Origin of the sequence: Segatella copri (assembly GCF_009494395.1) — a bacterium.
GTDB lineage: Bacteria > Bacteroidota > Bacteroidia > Bacteroidales > Bacteroidaceae > Prevotella.
Genome location: NZ_VZCB01000018.1, coordinates 37,920 through 50,015 on the forward strand (window position 1 = coordinate 37,920; position 12,096 = coordinate 50,015).

The following is a 12,096-nucleotide window of genomic DNA, read 5'->3' on the forward strand; positions in this document are numbered from 1 at the left end:
TGAACACGTGACGGGCTACCGGAGAACACGTGCTGGGCTGTTGGAGAACAAGTGACGGGCAGTCATTGCCCGCACAGTGGGCAACAAGTGCCCAATTTACGAACCGAACTTTGGGCAACACAAGAAAGAGTTTATAGTTAATAGCTAATAGATTGACAATTAACCATCTTAATAAATATATTCAATGAAGATAACTATTGTTCATACAAACAATAAGAAGCAGCTCCTCGTCAGCAACAAGACGATGGAGAAATTGCTGGAGCGCATCGCCAAGGATGACAGCAAGAATACTGTTACCCATTTCCGCGAATACGTGACCTATATGGAAAGCGGCTACGAATATTACAAGGATATGCCAACCTGGAAACACATCTACCCCGCTGCTGAATTCGCCAAAGACGAAAACAACAACCTGAAGATGAAGGCTTGCAACGGTATCCTGCTGCTGAAATTCGGAAACATAACGGATGTGGACGGCATGAAGGGCGTGAAACGCTCGGTTGCCATGCTGCCTTCTACCTTTGCTGCGCTGGAAGGTGCTGACGGAAAGTCGGTTATCGTATTGGTGAAATTCAGCAATAAAGATGATTTACTGCCTGCTGAGGAGGCGGATGCCGAACGTCTTTACCGCATCGCTTACCAGCAGATTCTGCCTGTATATCAGGCGATAGCCAAGGCTTCGGTGCTCACAGACGGTCCGAAGCCTTCTATTGAAGCAGGCTCCAACCTTTCTTTTGAGCCTTCGATGCACAACAGTTTTATGATGACGCTCGATGCGAAACCTTATTTCAACAGTAAGGCGGTAGCGATGAAAATTGACAGCAACATGCACCCTCAGAACCAGGCTTTCAACACGGAAGATAATCAGCAGATGAATCCTGGTTCCGATACTTCGGAAGAAGAAAAGAAAGTTGACAAGAACAGCGTTCGCGAGAATATCATGAGCATGATGCAACTGCTGAAAAGCAGATATGATTTCAGATACAACACGGTGATGAAATTCGTGGAATACATGCCGAAGGAGAAAGGTTGGTATGGTTTCCAACCTGTGGATCCGAGAGTACAGAAGCGCATGACGCTGGAGGTGCAGCTCGCTGATATCCGAGTGAGCATCAAGGATGTCAGGAATTTTCTGGAATCTGACTACATCAAGAATTATAATCCGATTGATGAATATCTCTTCCAATGCTACGACAAATGGGATGGAAAGGACCATATCCGCGCCTTGGCTCGTACGGTTCCTACCAACAATCCTTATTGGGCAGACTGGTTCTACACCTGGTTTCTGGGCATGGTTGACCAGTGGCGCGGCTTTACCCATCGCCAGTATGGCAACTCGGTGGCTCCGCTTCTGATTTCCAAGCAGGGTTACAACAAGAGTACTTTCTGTCGCCGGCTATTGCCGCCAGAACTGCAATGGGGATATAGTGACAATCTGGTTTTGTCTGAAAAGCGTCAGGTTTATCAGGCGATGGCGCAGTTTATGGTCATCAATCTTGATGAGTTCAACCAGATTTCTCCACAGGTGCAGCAGGGATTCCTGAAGAACCTCATCCAGTTGCCTACGCTGAAATACAAGCCTCCGTATGGCAGTCATGTCATGGAATTTCCTCGTCTCGCCTCGTTTATCGCCACGAGCAACATGAAGGATATTCTCACCGATCCATCCGGCAACCGAAGATTCATCGGTGTGGAACTGACGGGACCTATCGACGTGAGTGTTCGTCCGAACTATCAGCAGCTTTTCGCCCAGGCGCTGACCGCTTTGCGCAATGGTGAGAAGAGTTATTTTGATGCGGAACAGGTGAAGTTGATCATGAAGAACAACTACCAGTTTGAGGTGGTTGAGCCGATAGACCAGTATTTCCTGCTCTATTTCGAGTTGGTTGATGATGAGAAAGAGGGTGAATATCTTACTGCCGCCGAAATTTTCGACTATCTGAAAAAGCAGATTGGTTCATCGCTCAAAGTGAACAGTTTGATGGGATTCGGCAGAAAACTGGCGAATATGAGTGAGCTAAAACATAAGAGATTTGCAGATGGAATGAAGTATCTTGTAAAGAAAAAGTGAAATAATGATACTTCTATGAGACTTTAATGAGACTTCTCGGCATCAAAACCGAGAAGTCTCATTCTCTTTATCTTATTATCTATCAAGTCTTTAAGTCGATATTTCCAATAGAAAATGAGACTTTGAGACTTTTTTCTCAAAAAAACTTTTTCACGTAAGAGAAAACTATTATCCTTTAGATTGCATAAAGGAAGGTGCGGATGAACCAGTAGCAAACGATACCTGCGATGTAACCTACAAAAGCAATCCAGGAGATATGCTTCATATACCAGCCGAAGGTAATCTTCTCCAAGCCCATTACCACCACACCAGCGGCACTACCGATAATCAGCATTGAACCACCTACTCCGGCACAGTAGGCGAGCAACTGCCAGAAGACACCATCCACAGCCATATCGCCAGCGGCAGCCACAGGATACATTCCCATACATCCGGCTACCAGAGGCACATTATCAACAATACTTGAAAGCACACCGATGATACCGGTTACGAGGTAGTGGTTGCCATCAAATACGACGTTCAAGCCCTGACCCAAAGCAGTCAACACGCCAATCTCAGCCAGGCAGGATACTGCCATCAGGATACCGAGGAAGAAGAGAATGGTACTCATATCAACACGAGAAAGCAACTTGGTTACTCGCTTCTGAGTGCCCTCGGCATCAGCTCCACGATGCAAACCGCGATAGAAAACTTCGGTAGCAGTCCAGAGAACGCCCAATACCAGGAGGATTCCTACGAATGGAGGCAAGTGGGTGATACTCTTGAAGATAGGAACGAAGATCAAACCGCCTACTCCCAACCAGAACACTGCCTTGCGCTGACCTTCGGTGAAATCGCTGACCGCAGCATTCTGCTGGGCAGAAACCTCAGGCATCACGAGTTCGCCCTTCAACATGGTCTGAAGGATGAGGGCAGGAATCACCATGGAAACTACAGATGGGATGAAGATTTCGGCGATAACACCGGCTGCGGTAATCAATCCCTTGTTCCAGAGCATGATGGTGGTAACGTCGCCGATTGGTGAGAAAGCACCACCCGAATTGGCAGCGATGATGACGAGGGATGCATAAACCATGCGGTCCTTGTGGTCGGTGACGAGCTTTCGGAGAATCATGATCATCACGATACTGGTGGTCAGATTGTCGAGGATAGCTGAGAGGAAGAAGGTAAGGATAGCGATACGCCAGAGGAGCGCACGCTTCGACTTGGTCTTCATCACCTTGCGAACCCAGTTGAATCCGCCGTTCTGGTCAACGATTTCCACGATGGTCATTGCACCCATCAGGAAGAAGAGTGTTGTGGCAGTATCGCCCAGATGTTCCTGGATGATTCCAGTCACCTTCTCCACCATTCCAGCAGCGCCGCCTGTATAATCAGGGTGCATCAACTGGAGATACTGCATTGGATCCACCATGTAGAGGGTCCAACAACCTACCAACATCAACAGGGCTATCGCAGCCTTGTTTACCTTAGTCAAGCTTTCGGTAGCTATGAGTGCATAGCCGAGCACGAAAACGACAATAATAGAAATTGTAAGTGTAGTCATTACTTTTTATTTATTATTAGATATTTTTTCCTTTATGTATGATTTGGTACCCACAATTGCCAAACGGCTGCAAAGATACAAAAAGAAAAGCAATAACCACACGATTCCTTATTATAATTGTATGAAATCGTTTACTTACTTACAGTTTTAACCTAATAATAACTGATTTTCTTTGCGCATCTAACTGATTATTCTTACTTTTGCACATCATTAAGTAGTTTTTTAAAGCATCGTCAATATGAAACAACATCATTATTTGAAATATCAGCTTTGGCTTCTCCTCTTCCTTCCTACCTGCCTCATGGCGCAGAACAAGGAAGAGAAGATGCCTGGACATATCACAAAAATACAGAAACTGGAGGATGTGAACGTAACAGGGAACCGTCCTCACTTCATCAGACTTAAGGGATATTATCGCAGTTACCAGACCAACGACTCTGTGATGAAATACTTCAACGACGGCATCGTGGAGTATTACATCAACCTGAAGAATGGAAAGACGGATCTCAATGCCTATTCCAAAAGAAATCTTCACAACAGCCGACTCGTTTCCGAAGACAAAAAGCGAGCATTCATGGTCAGCGATGAAGGAACCTTCCGACCTTGGCCGGAAGAGAAGACACTTATTGAGCAATATCGAAAGAAATATCAGCTGAAAGATTCACTGGGCTCTCAACTCGTCCTGCTCAATCAGCAGACAATAGGTAGTATTCAAACGGACAGCAGCCGGAATATCTGTCAGATAGAAATCAACCAGCTTCCTACCTACAAGAATCTGACGCACCAGCTTTTCGGTTATACCCAGACAGATATCTACGACCATGTGGTGGAAGCCTATCAGATAAGTCCTGAAGATTACTATTCCTTCAAGGACCTGCTCTTCCAGAAATCTGACAACAGCTATCTTTTCTCTCACAAGAAAGACAAGCAGCAGCAACTCATCCATGTGATTACCGAACTATATATCACGGAAAAGGAGTATGTAGAAAAGAAGCAATCCATCAAACCGGATTCTTCTACTCCCAAAGAATCAGCTGCCGCCATTACCGATTTCTGCAACAGAAACAAGATACCTTCCTTGCCTGAAGCAACAGAGCAGGAGATGCAGCAGTTGACTCCCTATAATCCTGCAAACATGAAAGAAATAAAGGAGTAAAAACAGGCAAAATGCAAGTTTTAAAAATTATTAGGAAAAGAAGTGGCGATAGTTACATAAAAAAGTCGTATCTTTGCATTACATAAAACATGTAACACAAAACATGGAATAGATATAAAACATTATGGAACAGCTGAATAATCCATTTATTATCTACGGATATAAGGGAGCAGAATACTTCTGCGACCGCAAGAAAGAGACGGAAGTCATCATGAAGGCTTTGCAGAATGAGCGCAACATCGTCCTCATCTCTCCTCGACGCATCGGAAAGACGGGACTCATACACCATGTCTTTGAGAACATCAGCAAGCAGGAGCCTGAGACGCATTGTTTCTATCTCGACATCAATGCCACAAGAAATCTGAGCCAATTCATCCAATTATTGGCAAAGACGGTTATCGGGAAGGTTGATACTTTCTCGCAAACTGCCATGCGCAAGATTACCACTTTCTTTGCCGGCTACAAGCCTACGATGTCGTTTGATGAGATGACGGGAATCCCTACGTTCTCGATTACGGTTTCGCCAAGCCAGCGCGAAGATTCCCTTACACATATCTTCGAGTATCTGAAACAATCGGAGAAACGAATCTATATTGCCATCGATGAGTTCCAGCAGATAGCCGAATATCCCGAAGATGGCACAGAGGCCCTGCTACGCTCCTATATCCAGTTTTTGCCGAATGTATATTTCATCTTTGCAGGCAGCAAGCAGCACATGATGACCGATATGTTCCTGTCGGCAAAGCGACCATTCTATCAGAGTTCGCAAATTCTCAATCTTCCCCTCATCAACCAGGATGAGTATCATCGTTTTGCCAACAGATGGATGGGAACCCGGAATCTGACCATGGATCATGATACCTTTGCCTATCTATATAATAAGGTGGATGGTCAAACCTGGTATATTCAGGATATTCTGAACCGACTCTATCAGAACGGAAAGGAAATTACGACAGCAGAAATTGATGATGTAACCCTGGAATTAGTGAACGAGCAGGAAGTGGCATTCGTGAATTACTACGATTCCCTTACAGACAATCAGGCTGCCCTTCTATCTGCCATTGCCCAGGATAAGGCAGTCACCTCCATTCTTTCGCAGGATTTCATCAGCCGCCACAACTTGCCTGCTGCCAGCAGCGTGAGTCTTGCTCTCAAGACGCTGATCAATAGAGAATTCATCTACAAGTACAATGGCAGCTATATCATCTACGACCGCTTCTTCGGGATGTGGTTGAGGAAGAACTGCGTTGGAAATTAATCATTGCAAAAAATCCGAAACAGATAGCTGCCAATGCTTCTGTTTCGGATTATCTTTTCGTTTTCTTTTCTTATTCTTCCTTAAAATAGATGATTGGCTTCCATCCATTTCTGGAAGACCACATTTCCCCAATGGTCAGGCAGAGATTCACCTGCACAACATTATCTTTCATGTCTTACCCTTTCCTTCTTTTCATTCATTTTCTTCACTTGGCTAGGCAGAATTGGCAGTGGCGGCAAGAGTTTTTCAGCTTCCTGCAGGAATCCAATGCTCCTCAACAGAGAAAGAATAGTGCCAAAGCCTATGTTCTTAGCTTCGCCTTTTTCAAACTGGCTAATGGTGAAAATGCTCACACCAGCCTTTACAGCCACCTCTTTCTGAGTGAGATTGCTGAACAGACGATATTGCTTGAATCGTCCTCCTAATTCAGATATAATCTCAGAATTAGACTTTGCCTCTATACCATATTCCGTAATCATGCTGCAAATATAGTTATTTCTTTATTTATCGCCAAATATAGGGTTAAATATTTAAATATCTTTAGTTATTGCAATAAAAAAGTTACTGAAGATGCTTTGCAGATATACCATAAAGAGAAACGCCCAAGGTTACTGGCAAATTCTTTTTCCTATCTGTACACAGATTTCTTACACAGCCCTTCTTGAAATAAGCAGGAAAATGAATTTCGCCATTACCGCTACTTGCCATAACAGCTACACCTATATAATATTTATGATTGCGCTCCAGCTTCAACGGTTCTTCTATCCAAACAGATTAATTCTTCTTATCTGAAATTTCGGATAATCGGACGTACAAAGGTCGATGCTGTACAGGCACAAATTTTGTTCCCTTTACTTCATAAATGATTAAACGAATTGTGCATGAAGCAAAAGTACATTTTTGCACTCGCAATTTGGCTGTTTTCACATAATAGTCTTTATTTACAACAAATAAGGGTCCCGTTTCATATTTCGTGCTTCTAACGTTATGAAATGCAACATCACCTGGTGCCCGAACTCCTTTCCCCAGAATGCCTTCCTGCTTTTTACTGGAAACAACAGTTACATCAGACAAATCACAGGTCTTTTCCTTCAACGTAAGTTGCAGCGAAGTCTTTTTGCTATATACATCATAAGGTATTTTACTGGTCTGATAACTGATATGACTAATCACAAGTTCCTGTTTCATACCATCGGGCACCACCAGAGAGAAATTTCCTTCCTTGTCAGATACCGCATATATACTATCTACATATACGCTAGCGAATTCAACGTTCTTACCAAATTCATCTACAATATGTCCTTTTATAGTCTTATTTGCAGCAATACATGCCAAAGAAAAGAACTCGCAGACAATCAGAAAAAAAATAAATCTCCTCATATTCATAGCTTTAAAATTTTATTAGAAATTATTTTATGCTTATATGTACAGAATCGTTATTTAAATATAGTAGCGTAAATCCCGATAGGCAACAACATGCCTATCGGGATAATCCATTATATATATATACATTTTCCAAAAAACTTGCTTTACTGCGGCTGCAAGGTATAATCAATCTCACCATCCTGAGGACGATGGATTACAACCAGAGTCTGATAGGTATCAAAGGTCTCATCCCAACCATCAAACTTCATCGGCAACTTATCGATAGGGAAATAGCCATCGCCCATGCCACCATAGCCATAGTTTACATGCACACGTCCCTGCTTGTCATAACCATCGATGACGAAAGAATGAGAGAAATAGTTTGCCTCACCATTCTTATAAGAAGTACCACCATAAAGCACTGGGCGACCGGCACTCAACTCGCGGAATACAACCTCCTTCCAAAGCTTGGCATCCTGCGCATTAGGATAATCACGATAACCGTAATACTTCACTATGTAGCCAAACTTGGCAGGAAGTCCCGTTGCTGCTTCTTTCGGATAAGCGGTGCTGACACCCGAACCATAAGTGGTGTTCACAGCCTCACCACAATGAGCCATCAACTGAGCTACGGCATTAGCCTGGGCATCGGTATATTCCACACCCTCGTAAGTAGGCAACATCTGGTTCCAATCAATCTTGGTGCCATCGGCATACTTTTCAGGATACTGATAATAATTCATAATCTGAGCCAAAGCCGTAGCCACACAGCCTGTAAGCGATGGTTGGCCATTATCTAATGGAGTGGCATTATAATAAGGTGCATACTGATTCCAGGTAGTGGTGAGAAGCGCAGGAACTTCTTCCTTGCAGCCCTCAGGGATGTCATCACCCTCGCTCCAGGTGAATTCATCGTAACCACCTTCACCTACCTGGTTGCCATCATAATCGTTCAGGTAAGAATAGAACCAGACATCACCCTCTTCCTTGGTGCCATCAAACTCAGAATAACCGCCAGATGTATAAAGACTTACATAATACTGGCTGCTTACATAGAAAGCATAATAGCCATTGCTTGCCGTACCCACAGGAGTAATCTCGGTAGAACCCTCCGGAACGGTGAAGCTGATGCTATAGCCTTCCTCGCCAAACGGTTTATCGATGGTATAGGTTCCATCATCGTATGACACGATGGTTGCCTTGAAACTGGTGCCCAAACCTACGGATGTATAAGTACCGTCAGCTCGCCAAAGCTCACTCTTGGTGCGCTGGAAGGTGAGCGAGATAGGCTCAGAATCGGCATAGTTCGCATCGTTGCTCGATGCGATAATCTGGATGGTATATTCGCCGACAGGCAGGTCGGTAAGGGTCACACTGTTAGTTTCCACACTACCCGTCTTCACCTCGCCATCTACGGTATAACTGTACTTGTAGTAATCGGCATGCTCCACTGCCGGCCATGAAATCGTGACACCGCCATTTCCGGTTTCTGCCGTAGGAGTAGGCTTAACCAGCGGAGTCTTGGCATTGGTGGTTGCCTTGAGGGTTGCGATAGGCGAAGTGGTCTTGTCGCTGTTCAAAGGCGAATATGCCCATACTTTCAGGGTGTAGGTGCTGCTAGGCTTCAAGCCCGTGGTAACCACAGATGTGGCTACGGTTACACCACCCTGCACTACCTTTTCATCAGCATCGTAAAGCTCGTATGCATACTGGGAAGCACCAGCCACAGGCTGCCAGTTGAAAGCCAGCGAACTTACCGTCTTGCTTCCTTCAGTAACAGCAGGAGTCTCCAACTGCGTCTTCACCACATCGTCACTGCTGCAGGCAGTGAAGGTTGTGGCAAGGAGGAATGCTGCCATCAGCAGCATTCCCATCTTGCATATTATTGATTGATTCTTTTTCATCGTTTTCTTTCTTTAAAAAGTTTCATTACTCAGCGGCTGGAATATTGGTGCTGTCCCAATACATATATATATAGGTATAGCCCGATTCATTGCCGTCTGAATAATAGATATAAGGAGTCTGGAAACCGGCGTATGATGTGGTTGAACCACTCATGTCGATGGATGCATAGTCATCGCTTGTGGTATCCAGATAGAAGTTGATGTAGCTGATGCCCTTGTCAGCTCCCTCTGGTGTCCAGCTGGCATACTCATAGTTATCAGCATTCTTCATCAGATACCAGTAAGTACCGCCATCAGGGTCGTTCATATAATGGTCGGCTGGCATGAAGATACCCTTCCAGGTGCTTCTGTCGGAAGCCGAGAATGCCGAAGCTGTCCATGTGCCGTTGGCATCCTGCGGAATGATATAGAAGCTCAGGTTGATGCCAGAACCCAGATAGTTCTCGATGTAGAACTTGTTCTGACCCTCCAACTGATAGATATCTGACTTGACAGATGGGAAGATATCGCTCTGATACATGAAGGTGGCATTCTCCACCACCTTGACCCAGCGGGCCACCATCACGGTGTAACTAAACACCGGCGAACCATCTACCTTGACATAAGGATTCGTGGCAGCCTCATCCAGATGGATGGAAAACTGATATGACTGAAGTGCCTGGAGACCAGGACAAGCTACGGAAAGAGTTGCCTCTGCTTCACCATCCTTAAACTCCACAGCAGCAGGAACCTTGAACACGGCATCAGCCTTATCCACAACCACAGGGATGGAAACATCGCCCTTTGTGTTCTGGCGCTTCACCTTTAAATCAACCGTTGGTCGAGCCGCATATTCCTCAGGAGTAAGCACCTCGCTGGCTGCATTGGCTGCAGCAAAGTAGGCTCCCATATTATCCTCCGCCACTTTCTGGGCAGGCTGATAATCATCATCGTCGCTACATGCAGTGAAGGCAGTGATAGCCATACCCACAAGCAGCATATATAATAAATGTTGTAACTTTCTCATTTTTCTTGTTCTTTTTAAATAAATTACTCTGCCGTGATGGCACCAGATGGATTCGGACCAAGCACCACTGCCGGGTTTCTATCCTTCTCATCCTCAGGAATCATATAGTTCATCCAAGGTGCCACATAGCCGGCATAAGAGTTGAGCTGATAGTTTGGCTCGTAGTTGCTGCCTGCATAATGGCGCTTGATAGGGAGATTGAGACGCTTGTAATCGAAGAACACCAGGCCCTCACCCCACAGTTCGATGCGACGCTGCACCATCAGGGCTGTAATAAAATCGTCCATGGTCTTTGCCTTGCACTTGTAGGAACCGTCGGTGTAACGATACGTGTTCACGAAGTCCTGCAAAGCCTGGTCTGCTGCCTCTACACCCTGGGTGTGAGCGATGGCCTCGAAATAATCAAAGTACATCTCCTCTACACGCATCAGCGGCAGCGAAGCAATCTGACCGGTCTCCAGGTCGTTCTTGGTGATACCGCCGCTACCTGCACGGAACTTGATATTGGCATACTGAGGAAGCTTGGCCCACTGCTCACCGGTCATCTTGGTCTTATAGCCGGCAGGCACACTGTCCTTGCCAGCCGCATTGATCTTCTCTCCGGCATCAGCAGGATTTACCCAACTCTGGCGGCGCCAGTCTTTCACGGAAATCTTGTCGTAGAGTGCCTTGCTGATGCAGCGGTATGAGTTATACTGAGCCATGCTCCAGGCTGCCTCCGAGCACATCCAGCCCCAGAAGGTGTACCACTCTGAGGTGTTAATCTGCTCCTTGCTGTTAACCAGCGTACCGAACATCCAGGAATCGTTGGCAGTGTTGAAGCCCGTATTGGTATCCGACCACTCCGCTTCTGTCAGTGGCTTGTAGGTATCGGCATGGATGGCCTTCTGCGCATATTCAGCAGCCTTGGCAAAGCAGTCGTTGGCAGAAGTGATGCCCAGCTTGCCATATCCATCTTCGTTCTTATCGGCCTCAATCTGCTTGGCAAGGTCGTCGGCACTCTGCTCAAAGCGGGATGCCATGGCAAGCCACAGACGGGTCTTCAAACCATAAATCACACTCTTGTCCATGAAAGCCTTGTTGCTTCGGCTGTAATCGCTCAAAGCCTCCTCAGCCAGGTTCAGGTCGTTCATAATGAAACGGTACATGGTGTAGAAAGGCGCACTTGGGTTGTTGCCCAGTTCCGTCTTGCTGGTGGTTTCCTTCACGATAGGCACCGTGAGTCCATATACTCCAGCCTTGTCAGCGGCATCATCCAGACTAGCCACACCTGTCTTGCGATACTCATAGAGTCGGTACAGGTCGAGATAGAGCATGGCACGATAGCCGTAACCCTGCCCCAGATAAGGCAATGCACTCTTGTTGCCACCCTCCACAGAACTCTTGGTGGTGGAGATTACATTATTGGCATTCTTGATGAAGGCATAGTAATAGTAGAACGGATAATAATATGCGTAGCGCAAAGAAGATCCATCCTCTGTATACGACCAGTAGTTATAGCCATTGTCGCTCATCGGGAAATCCTCGCAGAGCAAATCGCGCATGTACATCTGGCAAGGATAACCCCAGTCCTGGGTATAGTCGCTACCGCCATAGGTATTCCAGGTGGTGAGGAAAGAAGGAAGACTGTTGGCAAGATATTCCAACGACTTGCTTGAGGAACTGATCTGCCCAGGCACTGCCTGATTGTTCGGATAGGTTTCCTCTATACAGCTGCTGAGGCTCAGCACACCCAGTGCCATCCCCATCGCTGCGATGATATGATTGATATTTCTTTTCATTTTGTTCAT

9 protein-coding genes are annotated in these 12,096 nt (G+C 45.7%); 3 read left to right on the top strand and 6 right to left on the bottom strand.

What is annotated here, in order from left to right:
- Nucleotides 1-184 precede the first annotated feature (184 nt).
- Nucleotides 185-2,071: a VapE domain-containing protein gene (locus F7D73_RS02170; RefSeq protein WP_153122079.1), complete on the top strand. Its 1,887-nt coding sequence runs from the start codon at nt 185-187 to the stop codon at nt 2,069-2,071.
- Nucleotides 2,072-2,246: 175 nt separating this feature from the next.
- On the opposite strand, the gene nhaD is transcribed toward F7D73_RS02170, so the two are convergent.
- Complete coding sequence (gene nhaD / locus F7D73_RS02175) at nt 2,247-3,617, bottom strand: sodium:proton antiporter NhaD (protein ID WP_153122080.1); 1,371 nt, start codon at nt 3,615-3,617, stop codon at nt 2,247-2,249.
- Nucleotides 3,618-3,855: 238 nt separating this feature from the next.
- On the opposite strand from nhaD, the gene F7D73_RS02180 reads away from it, so the two are divergent.
- Together F7D73_RS02180 and F7D73_RS02185 are read left to right on the top strand one after the other, a co-directional pair.
- The gene (locus F7D73_RS02180) at nt 3,856-4,773 is read left to right on the top strand and encodes a hypothetical protein (protein WP_153122081.1); all 918 of its coding nucleotides are present in this window, start codon (nt 3,856-3,858) and stop codon (nt 4,771-4,773) included.
- 124 nt (nt 4,774-4,897) lie between these two features.
- The gene (locus F7D73_RS02185; RefSeq protein ID WP_153122082.1) at nt 4,898-6,031 is read left to right on the top strand and encodes an AAA family ATPase; all 1,134 of its coding nucleotides are present in this window, start codon (nt 4,898-4,900) and stop codon (nt 6,029-6,031) included.
- A 161-nt stretch (nt 6,032-6,192) separates the two neighbouring features.
- On the opposite strand, the gene F7D73_RS02190 is transcribed toward F7D73_RS02185, so the two are convergent.
- The 5 genes from F7D73_RS02190 to F7D73_RS02210 form a co-directional block, all read right to left on the bottom strand.
- Nucleotides 6,193-6,510 carry a helix-turn-helix domain-containing protein gene (locus F7D73_RS02190; RefSeq protein WP_089543833.1) on the bottom strand — a complete coding sequence of 106 codons (318 nt, stop codon included), beginning with the start codon at nt 6,508-6,510 and terminating at the stop codon, nt 6,193-6,195.
- A 295-nt stretch (nt 6,511-6,805) separates the two neighbouring features.
- On the bottom strand, nt 6,806-7,411 hold the full coding sequence (locus tag F7D73_RS02195; RefSeq protein ID WP_194256817.1) for a carboxypeptidase-like regulatory domain-containing protein: 606 nt from the start codon (nt 7,409-7,411) through the stop codon (nt 6,806-6,808).
- 149 nt (nt 7,412-7,560) lie between these two features.
- Complete coding sequence (locus F7D73_RS02200; protein ID WP_153122084.1) at nt 7,561-9,300, bottom strand: C10 family peptidase; 1,740 nt, start codon at nt 9,298-9,300, stop codon at nt 7,561-7,563.
- Nucleotides 9,301-9,325: 25 nt separating this feature from the next.
- Nucleotides 9,326-10,306, bottom strand: coding sequence for a hypothetical protein (locus F7D73_RS02205; protein ID WP_153122085.1), 981 nt, complete (start codon nt 10,304-10,306; stop codon nt 9,326-9,328).
- A 23-nt stretch (nt 10,307-10,329) separates the two neighbouring features.
- Nucleotides 10,330-12,087: a RagB/SusD family nutrient uptake outer membrane protein gene (locus F7D73_RS02210; protein WP_194256818.1), complete on the bottom strand. Its 1,758-nt coding sequence runs from the start codon at nt 12,085-12,087 to the stop codon at nt 10,330-10,332.
- Between the last annotated feature and the right edge of the window lie 9 nt (nt 12,088-12,096).